The organism is Pseudomonas persica, assembly GCF_900291015.1.
Lineage (GTDB): Bacteria > Pseudomonadota > Gammaproteobacteria > Pseudomonadales > Pseudomonadaceae > Aquipseudomonas.
The window spans coordinates 40,617-60,637 of record NZ_OLKL01000007.1; the positions used below are offsets into that span (position 1 = coordinate 40,617).

General features: G+C 62.2%; 16 protein-coding genes and 1 tRNA gene. 3 read left to right on the forward strand and 14 right to left on the reverse strand.

Translation table 11 applies throughout. The features are described from left to right. Position 1 precedes the first annotated feature (1 nt). From FQ664_RS02360 to rpsU, 6 genes are all read right to left on the reverse strand, one after another. On the reverse strand, positions 2 to 463 hold the full coding sequence (locus tag FQ664_RS02360; protein WP_015268712.1) for an Lrp/AsnC family transcriptional regulator: 462 nt from the start codon (positions 461 to 463) through the stop codon (positions 2 to 4). A 226-nt stretch (positions 464 to 689) separates the two neighbouring features. Further along, a tRNA-Ile gene (locus tag FQ664_RS02365) sits at positions 690 to 766 on the reverse strand. A gap of 16 nt (positions 767 to 782) precedes the next feature. After that, positions 783 to 4,526, reverse strand: a complete 3,744-nt coding sequence (locus FQ664_RS02370) for an EAL domain-containing protein (protein ID WP_144170280.1) — start codon at positions 4,524 to 4,526, stop codon at positions 783 to 785. Positions 4,527 to 4,738: 212 nt separating this feature from the next. After that, positions 4,739 to 6,589, reverse strand: coding sequence for an RNA polymerase sigma factor RpoD (rpoD, locus tag FQ664_RS02375; protein WP_144170281.1), 1,851 nt, complete (start codon positions 6,587 to 6,589; stop codon positions 4,739 to 4,741). 67 nt (positions 6,590 to 6,656) lie between these two features. Then, positions 6,657 to 8,639, reverse strand: coding sequence for a DNA primase (gene dnaG, locus FQ664_RS02380; protein WP_144170282.1), 1,983 nt, complete (start codon positions 8,637 to 8,639; stop codon positions 6,657 to 6,659). Positions 8,640 to 8,942: 303 nt separating this feature from the next. Continuing rightward, positions 8,943 to 9,158 (reverse strand): 30S ribosomal protein S21, encoded by a 216-nt coding sequence (rpsU, locus tag FQ664_RS02385; RefSeq protein ID WP_003255575.1) that lies wholly within the window; start codon positions 9,156 to 9,158, stop codon positions 8,943 to 8,945. A 204-nt stretch (positions 9,159 to 9,362) separates the two neighbouring features. Between rpsU and tsaD the strand changes: the two genes are divergently transcribed. Next, a complete protein-coding gene (gene tsaD, locus FQ664_RS02390) occupies positions 9,363 to 10,388 on the forward strand; it encodes a tRNA (adenosine(37)-N6)-threonylcarbamoyltransferase complex transferase subunit TsaD (protein WP_013970580.1) in 1,026 nt (341 codons plus the stop codon). Between the two features lie 3 nt (positions 10,389 to 10,391). On the opposite strand, the gene plsY is transcribed toward tsaD, so the two are convergent. Next, positions 10,392 to 10,961: a glycerol-3-phosphate 1-O-acyltransferase PlsY gene (plsY, locus tag FQ664_RS02395; protein ID WP_144170283.1), complete on the reverse strand. Its 570-nt coding sequence runs from the start codon at positions 10,959 to 10,961 to the stop codon at positions 10,392 to 10,394. Between the two features lie 74 nt (positions 10,962 to 11,035). Here plsY and folB point away from each other — a divergent pair, with 74 nt between their 5' ends. Continuing rightward, entirely contained in the window at positions 11,036 to 11,392 is a 357-nt protein-coding gene (gene folB / locus FQ664_RS02400; RefSeq protein WP_019471281.1) for a dihydroneopterin aldolase, read from the forward strand. Then, a complete protein-coding gene (folK, locus tag FQ664_RS02405) occupies positions 11,383 to 11,892 on the forward strand; it encodes a 2-amino-4-hydroxy-6-hydroxymethyldihydropteridine diphosphokinase (protein ID WP_144170284.1) in 510 nt (169 codons plus the stop codon). Before folB ends, folK begins: the two co-directional genes overlap by 10 nt. 109 nt (positions 11,893 to 12,001) lie before the next feature. On the opposite strand, the gene FQ664_RS02410 is transcribed toward folK, so the two are convergent. The 7 genes from FQ664_RS02410 to apaG form a co-directional block, all read right to left on the reverse strand. Beyond that, positions 12,002 to 13,108 (reverse strand): multifunctional CCA addition/repair protein, encoded by a 1,107-nt coding sequence (locus FQ664_RS02410; protein ID WP_144170285.1) that lies wholly within the window; start codon positions 13,106 to 13,108, stop codon positions 12,002 to 12,004. Between the two features lie 55 nt (positions 13,109 to 13,163). After that, entirely contained in the window at positions 13,164 to 14,732 is a 1,569-nt protein-coding gene (locus FQ664_RS02415) for a SpoVR family protein (protein WP_025337455.1), read from the reverse strand. Further along, on the reverse strand, positions 14,729 to 16,000 hold the full coding sequence (locus FQ664_RS02420) for a YeaH/YhbH family protein (RefSeq protein WP_144170286.1): 1,272 nt from the start codon (positions 15,998 to 16,000) through the stop codon (positions 14,729 to 14,731). The genes FQ664_RS02415 and FQ664_RS02420 overlap by 4 nt, the downstream gene beginning before the upstream one ends. Positions 16,001 to 16,130: 130 nt before the next feature. Further along, positions 16,131 to 18,053, reverse strand: a complete 1,923-nt coding sequence (locus tag FQ664_RS02425; RefSeq protein WP_144170287.1) for a PrkA family serine protein kinase — start codon at positions 18,051 to 18,053, stop codon at positions 16,131 to 16,133. Between the two features lie 283 nt (positions 18,054 to 18,336). After that, positions 18,337 to 18,669, reverse strand: a complete 333-nt coding sequence (gene glpE, locus FQ664_RS02430) for a thiosulfate sulfurtransferase GlpE (protein ID WP_144170288.1) — start codon at positions 18,667 to 18,669, stop codon at positions 18,337 to 18,339. A 14-nt stretch (positions 18,670 to 18,683) separates the two neighbouring features. Next, positions 18,684 to 19,550 (reverse strand): symmetrical bis(5'-nucleosyl)-tetraphosphatase, encoded by an 867-nt coding sequence (locus FQ664_RS02435; protein ID WP_144170289.1) that lies wholly within the window; start codon positions 19,548 to 19,550, stop codon positions 18,684 to 18,686. Continuing rightward, the gene (gene apaG / locus FQ664_RS02440; protein ID WP_012270198.1) at positions 19,550 to 19,930 is read right to left on the reverse strand and encodes a Co2+/Mg2+ efflux protein ApaG; all 381 of its coding nucleotides are present in this window, start codon (positions 19,928 to 19,930) and stop codon (positions 19,550 to 19,552) included. The genes FQ664_RS02435 and apaG overlap by 1 nt, the downstream gene beginning before the upstream one ends. Positions 19,931 to 20,021 lie beyond the last annotated feature (91 nt).

The following is a 20,021-nucleotide window of genomic DNA, read 5'->3' on the forward strand; positions in this document are numbered from 1 at the left end:
TTCAGAGCGGCTGCCCGCGGTCCACCTTGCTGCTGAGAATGATCGACGTGGTGGTCTTCTCCACCCCGTCGACACTGCCGATCTGGTCGAGCAGCTGGTCCAGTTGCTCGGGCGAATCCGTGCGCAGCCAGGCCACATAGTCGAACTCGCCGCTCACTGCGCACAGCTGCTGCACCTGGCCCATGGCACTCAGGCGCCGCACTACCTCCTTGCCCGAGCGCGGCTGCACCTTGATCCCCACGTAGGCCTGCAGCCCACCGCCCATCACCCGCTGGCCCAGGCGCACGCCATAGCCGGAGATGACCTTGTTCTTCTCCAGCCGCTCCAGGCGCGAGTTGACGGTGGTGCGGGCGATGCCAAGCTGGCGGGCGAGGGTGGCGACGCTTTCGCGGGCGTTGATCTGCAGCAGGGCGATCAGCTGGCGATCGATTTCATCCAGCGTGATGGAGCGGGAATCCGACATGGCGAGTCTCTACGGTTGGCCCGCTAGCCTAGCCAGCCAGTGCAGGCCAGAGCAAGGGCAGTCACAGCTGGCCGCTCCCACAAGACCGCTTATGTTTGGAGGCTGCGCCACCTGCCTGCAAGTTTCGCAAATGAGGCGACCGGGCATGCCCCGAAGAAACGAGAGTGATTCTCCGCCTGAACGACAGACATGAAAAAACCGCGCAATCGCGCGGCTTTGTCGTATCTGGTGGGCCCACACGGACTCGAACCGTGGACCAAAGGATTATGAGTCCTCTGCTCTAACCGACTGAGCTATAGGCCCTCAGTAAGTGGCCGGATTATAACGAGGGTTTCGCACCTGTGCCATCTGAAAGATCCGATAGTGCTATGCGAAGAAACGTCGCTGCGAACTCTTCTGGCGGCAGCGGCAGGCTGACGATGTATCCCTGGATCTGTTCACACCCTTCAGCCGCCAGGAAGCGCTGCTGTGCCTGATTCTCCACACCCTCGGCAATGATGGTCAGCTGCATGCTGCGGCCCAGGGCGATGATCGCGCGGGCGATGGCGGCGTCGTGGGGGTCGTCGGGCAGGCCGCGGATGAACGACTTGTCGATCTTGAGGATGTCCAGCGGCAGGCGCTTGAGGTAGCTCAGCGATGAATAACCGGTGCCGAAGTCATCGATGGCCAGCTGCACGCCCAGTTTCTTCAGCTGGTACAACACGGCCAGGGCTTCTTCTGCCTGGCTCATGATGAAGTTTTCGGTAATCTCCAGCTGCAGGTCGCCGGCCTTGAGTTGGCATTGCTTCAACAGCTGTTCGATGCGTCGGGCCAGGTGCGGGTGGCGCAGCTGGGCGCCAGCGAGGTTGATCGACAGCGGGCCGAAGGGTTCGTAGTGCAGCTTCCAGGCCTGCATCTGCCGGCAGGCCTGCTCCAGCACCCAGTCGCCGATCTGGAGGATGGTGCCGTTATCTTCCGCCAGGTGGATGAAGTGCTCCGGCGGCACCTCACCAAAGGTCGGGTGGCTCCAGCGGATCAGTGCTTCGGCGCCCACCAGGCTCTGGGTCTTGAGGCTGAGCTTGGGCTGGAAACACAGGCTCAATTCGTTGCGTTCGATGGCGCGGCGCAGCTCGTGCTCCAGGGCAATGCGTTCGCTGGCCTGGGCGGTGAGGTCGAGGGTGTAGGCCTCGACGCGGTTGCGGCCCTTGGCCTTGGAGCGGTACATGGCAGCGTCGGCGTTGCGAATCAGTGTGGAAACGTCGGTGCCGTCCTGTGGATAAAGGCTGATACCGATGCTGGCGCTGGTGAAGAACTCGTGCTCGCCGGCCTGGAACGGCGCGTTGAAGCAGGCCAGCAGTTTGTTGGCGATGGTGCTGGCGTCACTGGCTTTGTGCAGGCCGGGCAACAGGATGATGAACTCATCACCGCCCAGGCGGGCCACGGTGTCGATGTCGCGTACCTGCTCCTTCAGGCGCTGGGCGATGCCTTTGAGCAGCAGATCGCCGACCGGGTGGCCGAGGCTGTCGTTGATGTGCTTGAAACGGTCGAGGTCAAGGAACAGCACCGCGCCCTTGCGGGCGGACAGCTGCGAGCAGGCGAGCGCGGCCTGCAGACGGTTCTCGAACAGGGCGCGATTGGGCAGGCCGGTCAGCGGGTCGTGGTGGGCCTGGTAGTCGAGCTTGGCCTGGGCATGCTTGAGGCTGGAGATGTCGGCGAACACGGCGACGAAGTGGGTGATCTCGCGCTCGCTGTTGCGTACGGCGCTGATGGTCAGCCAGCCGGGGTACAGCTCGCCGTTCTTGCGCTTGTTGTAGATCTCGCCTTGCCAGTGGCCTTCATCGGTCAGCTGGTGCCACATGGCGACATAGAACGCGCTGTCGTGCTGGCCGGAGGCGAGCAGGCGTGGGGTCTGGCCGAGGGCTTCGATCTCGCTGTAGCCGGTGATTTCGCTGAAGGCGCGGTTGACGGCACTGATGCGCTGGTCGATGTCGGTGATCAGCACGCCTTCGGCGGTGTTCTCGAACACGGTCGCGGCCAGCTGCAGCTTTTCCTGCATCAGGTGGCGTTCGGTGATGTCGCGGGCGATGGTCAGCATGCAGTCGTCGCCAGCAATCGGCAGCGGCCGTGCAGAGAGCTCGCAGAGGCGAATCTGCCCATCGCTGCGGCGCAGGTGGCACGTGAAGTCGCGTACGAAGCCGTCGCGGTTGAGCTGGTCGACCAGGCGCTTGCGTTCGTTGAGGTCGACCCAGATGCCCAGGTCCAGCGAGGTCTGGTCGAGGGTCGGGCTGAGGTCATAGCCAGTGAGGCGGCAGAAGCCCTCGTTCACTTCGAGCAGCAAGCCGTCACTCTGGCGCGACAGCAGCAGGCCATCGGGCGAGGCGTGGAAGGCCTTGGCGAATTTCTCCTCCGAGGTTTGCAACTGCTCCTGGGTTTTCTTGAGCTGGCTGATGTCGCGTACCGCTACCACCAGCGCGAGGTTGCCGTCGAGCTCGAAGGTTTCGGCCGAGGTCAGGCCGGTGAACAGTTGGCCGTTGCTGCGGCGGAAGCTCATTTCCAGGTTGCGGATACCGCCTTGGTGCAGGCGTTCGAGCAGGCGTGGGCCGGTGCCGTCGACGCCCCACAGGTTGAGATCGGTGGCCGTGCGGCCGATGACTTGGCCCGGGGTGAGGCCGATCTGTTCTTCGAAGGCCTCGTTCACCTCCAGCAGGCAGCCGTCGCTGTGGCGGGCGATCAGCAGGATGTCGGGGCACTGCTGGAACACCGAGGCGAACTTCTGCTCGGATAGGCGCAGGGCGTTCTCGGTGCGCTTGGTCTCGCTGATGTCGATCATCAGCCCGCGCATCACCGGTTGGTGGCCATGCTCGATCATGCTGACGATGTTGCGCACCCACAGTGGCTGACCATCGGCCCGGATCACCCGATAGTCGAGGCTGTGGTCGCGCCCGGCGGCGGTTTCGCTGTCGCAGTAGGCCTGGGCCCAGAGGGCGTCCTCCGGGTGCAGGATGCTGCGCCAGAAGCCGGGCTTGAGCCAGTCACCCAGTGGGTAGCCGAGCAGGCCTTCGGCGTGGGGCGAGACGTAGCTGTAGGTGAAGTCGTTGGCGTCGGCCTCCCAGGCGATGGCGGACAGGCTCTCGACCAGGCTGCGATAGTGGTACTCGCTGCTGCGCAGTTCCTGTTCGAGGGCAATGCGCCGGGAAATTTCCGAACTGAGCCGGCGATTGATGCGGATGACCACTGCCAGCACGGCTATCAATACCAGTACCGCGGGCAGGCCATACATCAGCAGGTCGGACCAGAACATCCGTTGGTCGACCACATTGCCCACCCAGCGTTGCTGGATCTGGCTGACTTCACCGCTGCTCATGTCGGCCATCACTTTGTCGAGAATGCCGACCAGCACCTTCTTGTCGCGCGGGACGGCCATGGCCAGCTGGTAGCGGTAGGGTGTTTCGCCGCTGACGTAGAGGCCGTCGAGCTTGAGCTGGCGCAGGCTCCAGATGCTAGAAGCGAGGTCACCCACCACCGCGTCCACTTCGTCGGTGGCCAGGGCTTGTAGAGTGGAGCTGACGTTGGGCAGGGCTACCAGGTTGAGGTCTGGATGCTGGGTGCGCAGCAGTTCGTGCGGGGCGTAGTTTTCGACCACGGCAATCTTCAGGCCGTACAGGTCGTCCAGGTTGCGCGGCTGTGCGCCGCCTTTATGCGCGAGGATGACAATAGGGAAGTCGAGGTACGGCCGGGTGAAGGCCAGATAACCTTGGCGCTCGGGGGTGGACATGATGCCGGGCAGCAGGTCGATGCGGCTTTCGCGGGCCTGCGCCAGTACCTCGGTCCAGCTGCTGGGTTCGACCGGTTTGAGCGTCACCCCCAGGCGTTGCTGGATTGTGGCGATGTAATCGGCGGCCAATCCCTGGTACCGGCCCTCCTGGTCGCGAAACTCGAACGGTGGCCAAGAGGCGTCTACACCCAGGTTCAGCTGCGGGTGGGCAGCCAACCAGGTTTTCTCCTCGTCTGTCAGGGTCAGGGCGCCGGCCGTTGTGTTCCACAAAACCAGGAGCAGCAACAGGATGGCCGGCATCGGGTGCATAGCGGCCTCGCATTCAGGGGGTCTGAAATCGAGTGTAGACGGGCATTGCTGCAGGTGTGCGGTGGAAGGGCGGGCTTTGTGTTCTGGCTGTCGAAAGGGGGGCGGTAATGAGGAAATGGGGCTGCTGCGCAGCCCATCGCCGGCAAGCCGGCTCCCACACGGATCGCGCAGGGCCGGAAAGAAAAACCCCGGCCTGGGCCGGGGTTTTGTCATCACTCGTCGAGGAAGGAGCGCAGATGCTCGCTGCGAGTCGGGTGGCGCAGTTTGCGCAACGCCTTCGCTTCGATCTGACGGATCCGCTCACGGGTCACGTCGAACTGCTTGCCCACCTCTTCGAGGGTGTGGTCGGTGTTCATGTCGATACCGAAACGCATGCGCAGCACCTTGGCTTCGCGTGCGGTCAGGCCCGAGAGCACGTCACGGGTGGCTTCCTTGAGGCTTTCGACCGTGGCCACGTCGATCGGGGACTGCATGGTCGAGTCCTCGATGAAGTCGCCCAGGTGCGAATCTTCGTCGTCACCGATCGGGGTTTCCATGGAGATCGGCTCTTTGGCGATCTTCAGTACCTTGCGGATCTTGTCCTCAGGCATTTCCATGCGCTCGCCCAGCTCTTCCGGGGTCGGTTCGCGACCCATTTCCTGCAGCATCTGGCGGGAAATACGGTTGAGCTTGTTGATCGTCTCGATCATGTGCACCGGAATACGGATGGTGCGTGCCTGGTCGGCGATCGAACGGGTGATCGCCTGGCGGATCCACCAGGTGGCGTAGGTCGAGAACTTGTAGCCGCGACGGTATTCGAACTTGTCCACCGCTTTCATCAAACCGATGTTGCCTTCCTGGATCAGGTCGAGGAATTGCAGGCCACGGTTGGTGTACTTCTTGGCAATGGAGATCACCAGACGCAGGTTCGCCTCGACCATTTCTTTCTTGGCGCGGCGGGCCTTGGCTTCACCGATCGACATGCGACGGTTGATTTCCTTGATCTCGGCAACGGTCAGGCCGGTTTCGGTCTCAAGGTCGATCAGCTTCTGCTGGCAAGCGACGATGGCAGCGTCCTTTTCACCCAGGGCGGCAGCCCACTTGGTGTTGCGCTTGGCCAGGTCACCGCTCCAGGTCTGGTCGGTTTCGTTGCTCGGGAACATGCGCAGGAAGTCGGCACGCGGCATGCGGGCGTCACGCACGCACAGCTGCATGATGGCGCGTTCCTGCTGGCGCAGACGGTTCAGGGCGTCACGAACACGCTCTACCAGTACCTCGAACTGTTTCGGTACCAGTTTGATCGGCATGAACAGGTCGGCCAGGGCCTGCAGGGCCTCGATGCTTTCCTTGTGGGCACGACCGTTTTTCTTCAGGACCTTGTTGGTAACCTGCAGCTGATCGTTGACCGCACCGAAGCGCTGGCGCGCGACTTCCGGGTCCGGGCCGCTCTCGGCCTCTTCCTCGTCGTCACCGCTTTCCGACTCTTCTTCTTCGTCGTCGGACTCTTCCTTCGCGGCGGCGGCCTTGGTGCCGGGAATCGGCACTTCTTCGGTCGGCGCGGCGATATTGTCGTCAGGGTCGATGTAACCACTGAGAACGTCGGACAGACGGCCACCTTCGGTGGTGACGCGGTCATATTCGCCGAGAATGTAGTCGACAGTGCCCGGGAAGTGGGCGATGGCGCCCATGACTTCGCGAATGCCTTCCTCGATACGCTTGGCGATTTCGATTTCGCCTTCGCGGGTCAGCAACTCGACGGTACCCATTTCGCGCATGTACATGCGCACCGGGTCGGTCGTACGGCCGATATCGGTTTCAACGGCCGCCAACGCAGCAGCGGCTTCTTCGGCCGCGGCTTCGTCGGTGTCGGCTTCCGCCAACAGAAGGGCATCCGCATCCGGAGCACTCTCGAATACGTTGATCCCCATGTCGTTGATCATGCGGATGATGTCTTCCACCTGTTCCGGATCTGAAATATCCTCAGGCAGGTGGTCGTTGACCTCCGCGTAAGTCAGGTAGCCCTGCTCACGACCGCGGGTGATCAACTCTTTGATACGAGACTGCTGTTGCGCTTTTCCGGACATAACACCCTATCCACTGAAGGTCTTGGCGGGCAAAAAACAAGCCGAGGATTATACCCGAGCATGGGCCTCACGCGCCAGATGAGGTCGGCGTTTGTGCGGGAACATTCCGGCTCAGCAGGGCGAGGAGCTGGGTTTTTTCCTCGCTGGTCAATTCGCTTTGACGTGATTTCCTGAGCAGTTGTTCCAGGCTGCGCTCGCGTTGGCGGGCAGACAAGCTAGTTATAGTGTCGAAAAACTGTTGTTCAAGGTTGTCGGCCACGATCAGCCATTCCTTTTCCGCCAGGGCCCGCAGCAGGCGCCCCTGTTCGGTGCCGTGCCAACGTGCGATCAACTGCATTGAGCTTAGCCCAGGATTTTTCTGCGCGGCTTCGATCAGTGCTACCAGCAGCTGGCTGTACAGGTGCTCTTCGTCAGCGAAGTGGCTGGCATCTTCCACCTTGCCGGCCAGCAGTGGGTGGTGCAGCAGGGTGCGCAGAGCGGCCAGGGTGGGTGGCTCGACCGGGGCCGGCACGCGTGGTGGCGCTTCATCGCGTTGCTGCCAGGGCTTGCCGCCCTTGCGGTTCTTGTCCCAGGGCTTGTCGCTCCATTGCTTCTTGCCAGCGCCCTTGTTCGGCTTCCACTCCTGCTCCTGATGAACGGGGGCGTAGTCGTGCTGCGGCATGTCGCCGTAGTCGGGGGTGTAGCTGGCCATGGCGTCGTAGTCGTAGCCAGGGTCGTAGTCCGGCACGCTGCTGGGGGCCGGGGCGTGTTGCGCCAGTTGCTCGACCAGCTGCGGGTCAAGGCCGGTGATTTCCTTCAGGCGGTTGCGCATCAGTTGGCGCAGGTTGGCGCCGGGGATCTTTTCGATCAACGGTGCGGCCAGGGTCGCCATGTGCGCCTTGCCTTCCAGCGAGCGCGGGTCGGCTTCGACGCTTAATTGCTCGAAGAAGTAATCGGCCAGCGGCTGGGCGTGCTGGTTGATGCGGGCCATGAAGGCATCGGTGCCTTCGGCGCGCACCAGGCTGTCCGGGTCTTCGCCTTCGGGCAGGAACAGGAAGCGCGCGCGGCGGCCGTCCTGCAGGTTCGACAGGGTCGATTCCAGGGCGCGCCAGGCAGCCTTGCGCCCGGCCTGGTCACCGTCGAAGCAGAACAGCACGCTGGGCACCACGCGAAACAGGCGCTTGAGGTGCTCTTCGCTGGTGGCAGTGCCGAGTGTGGCTACGGCATTGCGCAGGCCCTGCTGGGCCAGGGCAATGACGTCCATGTAGCCCTCGACGACGATGATTTCGTCGAGGTTGCGGTTGTGCTTGCGTGCCTCGTACAGGCCGTACAGTTCCTGGCCCTTGTGGAACACCGGGGTTTCCGGCGAGTTCAGGTACTTGGGTTTGTCGTCGCCGAGTACCCGGCCGCCGAAGGCGATGATGCGCCCGCGGCTGTCGCGGATCGGGAACATCACCCGGTCGCGGAAACGGTCGTAGCGCTTGCCGCTCTCGGCGTTCTCGATCAGCAGGCCGGCATCGATCATCACCTTTTGCTGCAGGCTGTCGGCACCCAGGTGCTTGAGCAGGTTGTCCCAGCCTGGTGGGGCGAAGCCCAGGCCAAAGTCACGGGCGATTTCCCCGGACAGGCCGCGACCCTTGAGGTACTCCACCGCCGCCTTGCGGGTCGGGTGGTTACGCAGGGCCTGGCGGTAGAACTCCGAGGCGGCGTCCAGCAGCGGGTATAGCGGCGAATCGGTTGGCTGGCGCGGCTTGTGGTCGCGGCGGCCTTGCTCGCGGGGCACTTCCATGCCGGCGGCGCGGGCCAGTTCCTCGACGGCCTGGGGGAAGTCCAGGTTGTCGTGGTCCATGACGAAGCCCAGGGCGTTGCCGCCGGCGCCGCAGCCGAAGCAGTAGTAGAACTGCTTGTCGGGGCTGACCGTGAAGGAAGGGGTCTTTTCCTTGTGGAACGGGCAGCAGGCGGAGTAGTTCTTGCCGGTTTTTTTCAGCTGAACGCGCGAACTCACCACGTCGACGATGTCGAGGCGGTTGATAAGGTCGTCAATGAAACTCTGGGGAATCAGCCCGGCCATGGCAGTCTCGTCATCTGGCAACTGGCAAGTCTAATCGCTCACGCGCCGAATGGGGCGAGTGCCGCTTGGGGAAGTGCGAGGGAATGTGTGCTCGTCGCCAGCCCCTGAGGGCCCGTCAGTCGGACGTGCACGTCTGGTCATACAACAAGGAGGACCAGCTCTGACGTTTCAGGCAGGTTGCCCATGTGCAGTTCGCGTTAAGCTTGTGCAGGGCCTTGAGCTAGCTGCTCAAGTTTGAGGCTACTACTGCCATCGCCCGGCGGTTAGCCGGGCAGGGCAGAAGCTTTGCGTTGAACGTCTGTATTAGTACAGACGAACGGCGCGGCGCTGTTCGCGCTGAACTTTCTTGGCGTGACGCTTAACAGCAGCAGCTGCTTTGCGCTTACGCTCGGCGGTCGGCTTCTCGTAAAACTCGCGGCTACGAACTTCAGCCAGTACACCGGCTTTTTCGCAGGAGCGCTTGAAACGACGCAGAGCTACGTCGAAGGGTTCGTTCTCTTTAACTTTGACGGCTGGCATCCAGGGCTACCTTAATTCATTACCGGGGTAGACGTGCTCCTGGCAAAACAAAGGTGTGCTGGAGAACGTCGGTTTTCAAGGGTTGCGGATGTTAACCCTTAGCAAGCCGGAATGCAAAGCCTCTGATCGAAAACCGCTGGTCGGCATCCGACACGGGGACTATCATGCGCGGCTTCGAATTCAGCCCCCACAAGGGACGAACCCATGCTAGTACTGGGATTGGAAACATCCTGCGACGAAACTGGCGTCGCATTATACGACAGCGAGCGCGGTTTGTTGGCCGACGCGCTGTTCAGCCAGATCGACCTGCACCGTGTGTTCGGCGGTGTGGTGCCAGAGCTTGCCTCGCGTGACCACGTCAAGCGCATGCTGCCACTCATCCGCCAGGTGCTGGACGAGGCCGGCTGCGTCGCCACCGAGATCGACGCCATCGCCTACACCGCCGGCCCGGGCCTGGTCGGTGCATTGCTGGTGGGGGCCTCCTGTGCCCAGGCGCTGGCCTTCGCCTGGGACATCCCGGCGATTGGCGTGCACCACATGGAAGGCCACCTGCTGGCGCCCATGCTGGAAGAAAACCCGCCGGAGTTTCCGTTCGTCGCTTTGTTGGTTTCCGGTGGCCACACCCAGCTGGTACGGGTCGATGGCATCGGTCAGTACGAGCTGCTGGGCGAGAGCCTGGACGACGCCGCCGGTGAAGCGTTCGACAAGACTGCCAAGCTGATCGGCCTGAATTACCCCGGTGGCCCGGAAATCGCCCGCCTGGCCGAGCGCGGCGTGCCTGGCCGCTTCGTGTTCCCGCGGCCGATGACCGACCGCCCGGGCCTGGAATTCAGCTTCAGCGGCCTGAAAACCTTTGCCCTGAACACCTGGCAGCAGTGCCGCGATGCCGGCGACGACAGTGAGCAAACCCGTTGCGACCTGTCCCTGGCATTCCAACAGGCGGTGGTGGAGACTTTGACCATCAAGTGCAAGCGGGCGCTGAAGCAGACTGGCCTCAAGCGCCTGGTCATTGCCGGTGGTGTCAGCGCCAACAAGGCTCTGCGCGCGTCCCTCGAGGACATGCTCGGCAGCATCAAGGGCAATGTGTACTACGCACGTCCGCAGTTCTGCACCGACAACGGCGCGATGATCGCCTACGCTGGCTGCCAGCGCTTGTTGGCCGGACAGCAGCAGGACCTGGCAATCAGCGTGCAGGCACGCTGGCCAATGGAGCAGTTGCCGCCGGTTTAAGCGTCAGAAGTGCCGTTCGCGCCCGGCAAACAGGTCGCGCAGGTTGCTGCGGTGGCGCCACACGATCATCGCCGTCAGCACGGTCATCGGCAGCAGGGCTTCGGGCTCGCGCCAGGCCAGCAATGGCAGGATCAGCGGTGTGGCGATCAGCGCCGCCAGCGAGCTGGTACGGGTAAGGTAGAAGATCAGCAGCCAGGCGCCGATGGCCAGCAACGCGGCCGGGAAGTACAGGGCCATGAGCATGCCGGCGGCAGTTGCCACGCCCTTGCCACCCTGGAAGCGGAAATACAGCGGGAACAGGTGGCCCAGCACCGCGCACACGCCAACCCAGGCCTGCGCGTGCAGGTCCAGCCCGGCAAGGCGGGCGAGCAAAACCGGCAACAGGCCCTTGCACAGGTCGCCAAGCAGGGTCAGGATCGCCAGTTTGCGGCCTGCCAGGCGTAGCATGTTGGTGGCGCCGGCATTGCCTGAACCGCTGGAACGCGGGTCCGGGCTGCCGGTCAGGCGGCTGAGGACGATGGCGAAGGACAGCGAGCCGAGCAGGTAGGCGAGCAACGCCAGTAACCAAAACATGCTAACTATTCCGGGCGAGGACGCCCTGATTCTAACGGCGCCAGTCGCCCTTGTCGTGCTGTGGAGAGAAGTGCTTGGACAGAGTGTTCATCGAAGGCCTGGAAGTCGATACCGTCATCGGTGCCTATGACTGGGAGCGGGATATTCGCCAGTGCTTGCGCCTGGACCTGAGCTTTGCCTGGGACAACCGCCCGGCTGCGGCCGGTGACGACCTGAGCCTGGCGCTGGACTATGCCAGTGTGTCGGCGCGCATCCAGGCGTTTGCCGAACAGGCCCGTTTCGAGTTGGTGGAAACCTTCGCCGAGCGCCTGGTGGCGACGTTGATGGAAGAGTTCCATATCCCGTGGGTGCGGTTGAAGCTGACCAAGCCGGGTGCGGTGCCTGCGGCCCGTGGTGGTGTCGGCGTGGAGATCGAGCGCGGATGTCTCTAAGCACGGTTTACCTGGGCCTTGGCAGCAACATCGACCGCGAGGCGCACTTGTGCGCCGGGCTCGATGCGTTGGCGGGCATCCTGACCGACATACGCTGTTCGCCGGCGTTCGAAAGCCAGGCGGTGGGGATCAAGAGCGGGCCGTTCATCAACTTCGTGGTGACCGGGCAGACGGCGTTGCCGTTGATCGAACTGGACCGCCGGCTGAAGTTCATCGAGGCCGACAATGGCCGCTATGCGCCTGACCGCAGAGGGCTGCCACTGGATATCGACGTGCTGATGTATGACGATTTGCACGGCACGTTCGATGGGCTGGTGTTGCCTCGGGCCGAGATCCTGAAGAACGCCTTTGTGCTGTGGCCGCTGTCGCTGCTGGCGCCGGAGCTGGTGCACCCGGGGGTAGGCAAGACGATGGCGCAGTTGTGGCAGGAGGCGCGAATCGATCAGGTGTTGGCGCCGGTTGCCTTTGAGTGGCGTGGGTTGCAGCTGACTCCAGCTTGAACCGGTGCCGGCCCTTTCGCGGCTAAAGCCGCTCCCACAGTGATCGCATGATGCCAAGTGTTGTGCGATTCCTGTGGGAGCGGCTTTAGCCGCGAAAGGGCCGGTATGGCTAACTGCGCTGGTAAGCCTCGAGTGCTTTCAGCCGCTCACTTTTGAGCGCTTCGCCCAAGGCCTGGCCAGTCAGCCCTGCCTGCACCAACGGCTTCACATCCACCGCCCGCGCCGCTGCCGCTGCCCCTCGCAGGTAATCGGCCTGTGGATAACCCGATTTGCCTTCGCCCAGCGCTGCCATCTCGCAAGCGATCAGGAAGTCCTCGAAGCGCTGCGGCCGCCGGTACACATCGAACTTCTGCAACAACGCCAGCAATGCCGTGGCGGGCAGCCCCAGCGCCTGGTTGCCTTGCGCCAGGCACTCGCCCGTCAGCAACGCCAGCTCCTGGCACTCTCGCGGCGCCTTGAGGCGCTGGTTGATAGCTTTGATCGCGGCTGGTGCCAGTGCTCGCAGCAAGCAGGCCCAGCGTACATGCAGGGGCTGTTCGTGCATTGCCGCCTGTTCCAGCGCCGCCAAGGCCTGGGGGCCGTCATCAAGCTCAGGCAACAGCTCCTGCCGGGCCCCACAAGCACTCAGCACCTGGAAGAACACCTGCGGCTGCACCTCCATCAGCGCCCGCTCGATTTCTTTCCAGCTGCGCTCGGCAGTCAGCGCCTGCAGTTCGCCAGAGGCGCTGATCCGGCGCATCAACTCAAGGGTCTCATCGGCAACCCGGAAACCCAGCGGTGCATAACGGGCAGCAAAGCGCGCAACACGCAGCACGCGCAAAGGATCTTCGGCGAATGCCGGGGAAACATGGCGCAACAGGCGCTGATCGAGATCGTCCTGGCCATGATAGGGGTCGTACAGCGTACCCGCCTCATCCTCGGCCATCGCATTGATGGTCAGGTCACGGCGGATCAGGTCTTCTTCCAGGGTCACATCGGGGCTGGCGTGGAAGGTGAACCCGCCGTAGCCGCGCCCGCTTTTGCGCTCGGTGCGCGCCAAGGCGTATTCCTCGCCGGTTTTCGGGTGCAGGAATACAGGGAAATCAGCGCCGACCGGGCGAAAGCCCTTGGCGTGCATTTCCTCGACCGTGGCGCCGACCACCAGCCAGTCGATATCGCTGACCGGACGGCCGAGCAGGCGGTCGCGCACGGCGCCGCCGACTTTGTAGATGTGCATGTGCAGCTCTCCATAACTGCCGACAGGATACCCTGTCGGCAGTTATGGCGTAGCCCTAGAGGTGGTGGATGACCGCCAGGTCCATGCGGCCGTAGTCGGCGCTTTCGCCGTGTTCGCCGCGCGGTGGCATATGGTGGGTCTTCATCACCTGCTCGCCCTGCACGGTCTCCAGATGGATGTCGAAGCCCCACAGGCGGTGCAGGTGTTTGAGCACTTCATCGGTCGAATCGCCCAGCGGTTTGCGGTTGTGTTGCTGGTGGCGCAAGGTCAGCGAGCGGTCGCCGCGGCGGTCGACGCTCCAGATCTGCACGTTGGGTTCGCGGTTGCCCAGGTTGTACTGCGCCGCCAGTAGTTCGCGAATGGTCCGGTAGCCGGCCTCGTCGTGGATGGCAGGTACATACAGGTCGTCGCGCTGGTCGTCATCGAGAATGCTGAACAGCTTGAGATCACGCATGACCTTGGGCGACAGATACTGCAGGATAAAGCTCTCGTCCTTGAAGCTGCTCATGGCGAACTTGATGGTAGAAAGCCAGTCACTGCCGGCAATGTCTGGGAACCAGCGGCGATCTTCCTCGGTCGGGTTTTCGCACATGCGGCGGATGTCGGTGTACATCGCAAAGCCCAGCGCGTAGGGGTTGATGCCGTTGTAGTAGGGGCTGTCGAAGCCGGGCTGGAACACCACGCTGGTGTGCGACTGCAAAAACTCCATCATGAAGCCTTCGGTGATCAGTCCCTCGTCGTACAGGTCGTTCATTAGCGTGTAGTGCCAGAACGTCGCCCAGCCTTCGTTCATTACCTGGGTCTGGCGCTGCGGGTAGAAATACTGGGCGATCTTGCGCACGATGCGCACCACTTCGCGCTGCCAGGGTTCCAGCAGCGGGGCGTTCTTCTCGATGAAATACAGGATGTTTTCCTGCGGTTCGGCGGGGAAGCGCGCATCATCGCGCTCGTTACCCTTGTCTGCGCTCTTCGGAATGGTCCGCCACAGGTCATTGATCTGCCGCTGCAGGTGCTCCTCGCGCTCCTTCTGCCGCCGTCGCTCCTCTTCGGCGGAAATCGGGTACGGCCGCTTGTAACGGTCGACGCCGTAGTTCATCAGGGCATGGCAGGAGTCGATCAGGTCTTCCACGGCATCGATGCCATGGCGCTCTTCGCACTGGGCGATGTACTGCTTGGCAAACACCAGGTAGTCGATGATCGAGCTGGCGTCGGTCCAGGTGCGGAACAGGTAGTTGCCTTTAAAGAAGCTGTTATGGCCGTAGCAGGCATGGGCGATCACCAGTGCCTGCATGCACATGGTGTTTTCTTCCATCAGGTAGGCGATGCACGGGTCGGAGTTGATCACGATCTCATAGGCCAGGCCCATCTGGCCGCGGCTGTAGGACTTTTCCGTGCTGAGGAACTGCTTACCGTAGGACCAGTGGTGATAACCCAGTGGCATGCCGACCGAGGCATAGGCGTCCATCATCTGCTCGGCGGTAATGACCTCGATCTGGTTGGGGTAGGTGTCCAGGGCGTAACGCTCGGCCAGGCGGCTGATTTCCCGGTCGTAGGTCTGGATCAGTTCGAACGTCCACTCGGACCCGGTGGAAATGGGTTGGCGTCTCTGTGCTCTGGCGGTCATGTGGCTAACCTGCGCTGGAAGAGTTCACGGAAGACCGGGTAGATGTCGCCGGCCGATACCAACTGCTGCTGGGCGAACGTATCGGGGAAGGCTTCGCCGATGCGCTCGTATTCGTACCACAGCGCCTGGTGCTCACGAGGGGTTATTTCAACGTAAGTGTAGTACTGCACATGCGGCATGATCTGCTTGGCCAGGATGTCGCGGCAGATCGGCGAGTCGTCGTTCCAGTTGTCGCCGTCGGAGGCCTGGGCGGCGTAGATGTTCCAGTCGCTGGCCGGGTAGCGTTCGGCCATGACCTCCTGCATCAGCTTGAGTGCGCTGGAAACGATGGTGCCGCCGGTTTCCCGCGAATAGAAGAATTCTTCCTCGTCGACTTCACGCGCGCTGGTGTGGTGGCGGATAAAGACCACTTCGATGCGCTCGTAGTTACGTTTGAGGAACAGGTACAGCAGGATGAAGAAGCGCTTGGCGATGTCCTTGGTGGCCTGGGTCATCGAGCCGGACACGTCCATCAGGCAGAACATCACCGCCTTGGAACTGGGGTTGGGCTGCTTGACCAACAGGTTGTACTTGAGGTCGAAGGTGTCGAGGAAAGGCAGGCGGTTGATACGTGCCTTCAGGCGTTCGATCTCATGTTCGACTTCCTGGATATCGGTGAAGTTGTCCGGTTCCTCGACCTTCAGGCGGGCGAGTTCCTTCTGCGCTTCGCGCAACAGTGCGCGGCTGCTGCCGGTCAGGGCGATGCGCCGGGCATGGGCCGAACGCAGGGTGCGCACGATGTTGATGCGTGACGGGTTGCCTTCGTTGGCGATACCGGCGCGCACGGTCTTGAAGGTGTCTGCCCCGGTCAGGTGACGTTTGACCAGGTTGGGCAGTTCGAGGTCCTCGAACATGAACTCGAGGAATTCTTCCTGGGTGATCTGGAAGACGAAGTCATCCATGCCCTCGCCGGAGTTGCCGGCTTTGCCACGGCCACTGCCACCGCCGCCGCCTTGCGGCCTGGGGATATGTTCACCTGCGGTGAATTCCTTGTTGCCTGGGTGCACGATGGTCTGTTTGCCCCCACGACCATGGTGCAGCACCGGTTCGTCGATGTCGCGCCCCGGAATGCTGATCTGCTCGCCATGTTCCATGTCCATGATGGAACGGCGGCTCACCGCCTCTTCGACGGCTTTCTTGATGTGTTCGCGGTACCGCCGCAGGAAGCGCTGGCGGTTCACCGTGCTCTTGTTCTTGCCGTTCAGGCGTCGGTCTATAACGTAGCTCATGGTCCCTCCGGTAGCTGGGAACAGCTGCACGCTTCAAGCTACGAGTTGCTGCAGGTAAAGGCAGCAAAGCAGCTGCCGCCGCCCAAGGCTGGCGTAGCAGCCCTGGGCGTGCGGTGTGTAGCCTGTCGCTTTATTGCGATTTCCTGACCCGCAGGTACCATTCCGACAGCAGACGAACCTGTTTGTCGGTGTAGCCACGCTCCACCATCCGCGTGACGAAGTCGTTGTGTTTCTGTTGGTCCTCCTTGCTGGCCTTGGCGTTGAAGCTGATGACCGGCAGCAGGTCCTCGGTGTTGGAGAACATTTTCTTCTCGATCACCACCCGCAGCTTTTCGTAGCTCAGCCAGCTCGGGTTCTTACCGTTGTTGTTGGCACGTGCACGCAGCACGAAGTTGACGATTTCGTTGCGGAAATCTTTCGGGTTGCTGATGCCGGCCGGTTTCTCGATCTTCTCCAGTTCTTCGTTGAGGGCGATACGGTTGAGGATTTCGCCGGTTTCCGGGTCGCGGTATTCCTGGTCCTGGATCCAGAAGTCGGCGTACAGCACGTAGCGGTCGAAGATGTTCTGGCCGTATTCGCTGTAGGACTCCAGGTAGGCGGTCTGGATTTCCTTGCCGATGAACTCGATATAGCGCGGGGCCAGGTACTCCTTCAGGTAGCGCAGGTAGCGTTCGCGCACTTCGGCCGGGAACTGTTCCTGCTCGATCTGCTGTTCCAGCACATACAGCAGGTGCACCGGGTTGGCGGCCACTTCATGCGGGTCGAAGTTGAATACCTTGGACAGGATCTTGAAGGCGAAGCGGGTCGACAGGCCGTTCATGCCTTCGTCGACGCCGGCGGCATCGCGGTATTCCTGGATCGACTTGGCCTTCGGGTCGGTGTCCTTGAGGTTTTCCCCATCGTACACCCGCATCTTCGAGTAGATGTTGGAGTTTTCCGGTTCTTTCAGGCGCGACAGCACGGTGAACTGGGCGAGCATCTTCAGCGTGTCTGGTGCGCAATGGGCCTTGGCCAGCGAGCTGTTGACCAGCAGCTTGTCGTAGATCTTGATTTCGTCGCTGACGCGCAGGCAGTACGGCACCTTGACGATGTAGATCCGGTCGATGAACGCCTCGTTGTTCTTGTTGTTGCGGAAGGTGTGCCATTCCGATTCGTTGGAGTGGGCCAGCAAAATCCCGGAATAGGGGATGGCGCCGAGGCCTTCGGTACTGTTGTAGTTGCCTTCCTGGGTGGCGGTAAGCAACGGGTGCAGGACCTTGATCGGGGCCTTGAACATCTCGACGAATTCCATCAGGCCCTGGTTGGCCCGGCACAGCGCGCCCGAATAGGCGTACGCGTCGGCGTCGTTCTGCGGGAATTCCTCGAGCTTGCGGATATCCACCTTACCGACCAGGGCCGAAATGTCCTGGTTGTTCTCGTCGCCGGGCTCGGTCTTGGCGATGGCGATCTGGTTGAGGATCGATGGGTACAGCTTGACCACCTTGAACTTGCTGATGTCGCCGCCGAACTCCTGCAGGCGCTTGGTGGCCCAGGGCGACATGATGGTGTTCAGGTAGCGCCGCGGGATGCCGAACTCTTCCTCGAGGATGGCCCCGTCTTCGGTGGCGTTGAACAGCCCCAGGGGCGACTCGAATACCGGCGAGCCCTTGATGGCGTAGAACGGTACCTTTTCCATCAGCTGCTTGAGTTTTTCGGCCAGCGACGATTTACCGCCGCCCACCGGGCCCAGCAGATAGAGGATCTGTTTCTTTTCTTCCAGACCTTGGGCGGCGTGGCGGAAGTAGGACACGATCTGGTCGATGCACTCTTCCATGCCATGGAAGTCGGCAAAGGCCGGATAGCGGCGGATAACCTTGTTGGAGAAGATTCGCGACAGTCTGGAGTTGGTGGAGGTGTCGATCAGCTCCGGCTCACCGATGGCCAGCAACAGCCGTTCGGCCGCCGATGCGTAGGCACTGCGATCCTCTTTGCACAGCTCGAGGTACTCCTGCAGCGAGAGCTCTTCCTGGCGCGTAGACTCGAAACGTTGTTGGAAGTGGCTAAAAATACTCATGACGTCACCTCGCTCGATACGTGGAGACGACGCCGGATCAGTCAGCTGATGCTGGCATGCAACCGGGTTCGCCGGCTGCTGTATACCCCCCAGAACACCCTGTAACGCTACCGATGACCCGCACGCCGGTGTACCGGCTCTCCCCTTTTTCTGGATGGCCTGCGCTTAAGAATAGTTGGTTATCCGCAAGGTCAAGGGCGCGGGGCGGAGAAGTTGCGAACGACCGTTCGTCAGATAAGCCGCAAGCCCGCACGGGGCGCGGGCTGGAGTAAAAATGAAAAAATTATTCGGCAGTGCCCTGGGCCGTCTCGGCCGGGTAGGTGGCGCGCCATAGCTCAAAGCCGCCGTCCACGCTGTACACGTCGGAGAAGCCCTGGTTCACCAGGTAGGCGGCAGCGCTCTGGCTGGAATTGCCGTGGTAGCACACCACCAGGGTCGGAGCATCGAGGTCGGCATTGCGAATGAACTCGGCGACCGAGTGGTTATCCAGATGCCTGGCACCGGTGATATGGCCGGCGGCGAAAGCTTGGGGGTCGCGAATATCGACGACGACCGCACCTTCTTTCTTGCGAAGCTCCAAGGCCTGGTCGGGAGGGATGCGCTTGAATTCGCTCATGGGTACTACTTCCTTCAGGTGTGGTCGTTGAGTGTAGTGGGTTGTGCCGGTTGGCGCAGGGTGCCGTCGTCGGCACAGTCACAGCGGTGGTACTCGCCGCTGTCGACGTTGTACAGGGTCATGGCGCCGCCCCACACGCAACCGGTGTCCAGGGCGATGATGCCGGGCTCGTTTACCTGCCCCTGCAGGGCGGCCCAGTGGCCGAAGATGATCTTCACGTGGCGTGAGCGGCGGTCCTTGTGCGCGAACCAGGGCTTGTAGCCTTTGGGCGCGGTCTCCAGGCCTTCCTTGCTCTTGAGGTCGAGCTTGCCCTCGGCGGTGCAGAAGCGCATGCGCGTGAGGTAATTGGTGATGACCCGCAGGCGTTCGATGCCGTTGAGGTTCTTGGTCCACTTGTTCGGCTCGTTGCCGTACATGCCGTCCAGATACAGCTTCAGACGCTCGTCGTCGCGCAGCACTTCCTCGACCTCGGCGGCCAGCGCCAGGGCTTTGCCCAAAGTCCATTGCGGCGGAATGCCGGCGTGCACCAGGGCAATGCCACGGGGCTCGTCGTAGTGCAGCAGCTTTTGCTGGCGCAGCCAGTCGAACAGCAGGTCGGCGTCCGGCGCTTCGATGATCTCGCGCAGGGTGTCGCTTTTCTTCAAGCGTTCGACGTTGTGCCAGGCGGCCAGCAGGTGCAGGTCATGGTTGCCCAGCACGCACACCAGCGACTGGCGGATCGAATAAAGGAAGCGCAGGGTTTGCAGTGACTCGGGGCCGCGGTTGACCAGGTCGCCGACCAGCCACAGGCGGTCGACGGCGGGGTTGAAGTTGACTCGTTCGAGTAGGCACTTGAGTGGCTGCAGGCAGCCCTGCAGGTCACCGACGGCGTAGGTAGCCATCAGTGCAGTGCCCCGGGCACCGCCAGGCGGAAGGGGGCGATCTCGGCATCGAAGCGTTTGCCGTCTTCGGCGAACATCTGGTAGCTGCCCTGCATGGTGCCCACGCGGGTGCTGATCACCGCGCCGCTGCTGTAGGTGTGGCTCTGGCCCGGGTCGATATTGGGCTGTTGGCCGACTACACCGGCGCCGCGCACTTCCTCGACCTCGCCGTCACCGTTGGTGATCAGCCAGTGGCGTGACAGCAGCTTGGCCTTGAGCGAGCCATTGTTCTGCACGGTAATGGTGTAGGCGAAAGCGAAACGACTGTTTTCGGGGTCGGATTGTTCTTTGAGGTAGCGGGTCACGACGCTGACGTCGATCTGATAGCGGGGGTCGGACATGCAAGGGCCTTGGGCGAACTGACGCAATAATGCAGTCTAGGCCATTGAGAGGGGGGAGGGCCAGCGGTGCAGGGGCTTGAGGTCTTTGTTG

Coding starts and splice junctions, on each gene's coding strand:
- FQ664_RS02410 (WP_144170285.1), bottom strand. CDS start 13,108: ATGCACATCTACAAAGTCGGCGGCGCCGTGCGCGACCGCCTGCTCGGC.
- plsY (WP_144170283.1), bottom strand. CDS start 10,961: ATGTTTTGGTTACTGGCGTTGCTCGCCTACCTGCTCGGCTCGCTGTCC.
- tsaD (WP_013970580.1), top strand. CDS start 9,363: ATGCTAGTACTGGGATTGGAAACATCCTGCGACGAAACTGGCGTCGCA.
- dnaG (WP_144170282.1), bottom strand. CDS start 8,639: ATGGCCGGGCTGATTCCCCAGAGTTTCATTGACGACCTTATCAACCGC.
- rpsU (WP_003255575.1), bottom strand. CDS start 9,158: ATGCCAGCCGTCAAAGTTAAAGAGAACGAACCCTTCGACGTAGCTCTG.
- apaG (WP_012270198.1), bottom strand. CDS start 19,930: ATGTCCGACCCCCGCTATCAGATCGACGTCAGCGTCGTGACCCGCTAC.
- FQ664_RS02415 (WP_025337455.1), bottom strand. CDS start 14,732: ATGACCGCCAGAGCACAGAGACGCCAACCCATTTCCACCGGGTCCGAG.
- FQ664_RS02435 (WP_144170289.1), bottom strand. CDS start 19,550: ATGGCTACCTACGCCGTCGGTGACCTGCAGGGCTGCCTGCAGCCACTC.
- FQ664_RS02360 (WP_015268712.1), bottom strand. CDS start 463: ATGTCGGATTCCCGCTCCATCACGCTGGATGAAATCGATCGCCAGCTG.
- FQ664_RS02420 (WP_144170286.1), bottom strand. CDS start 16,000: ATGAGCTACGTTATAGACCGACGCCTGAACGGCAAGAACAAGAGCACG.
- rpoD (WP_144170281.1), bottom strand. CDS start 6,589: ATGTCCGGAAAAGCGCAACAGCAGTCTCGTATCAAAGAGTTGATCACC.
- glpE (WP_144170288.1), bottom strand. CDS start 18,669: ATGAGCGAATTCAAGCGCATCCCTCCCGACCAGGCCTTGGAGCTTCGC.
- FQ664_RS02370 (WP_144170280.1), bottom strand. CDS start 4,526: ATGCACCCGATGCCGGCCATCCTGTTGCTGCTCCTGGTTTTGTGGAAC.
- FQ664_RS02425 (WP_144170287.1), bottom strand. CDS start 18,053: ATGAGTATTTTTAGCCACTTCCAACAACGTTTCGAGTCTACGCGCCAG.
- folK (WP_144170284.1), top strand. CDS start 11,383: ATGTCTCTAAGCACGGTTTACCTGGGCCTTGGCAGCAACATCGACCGC.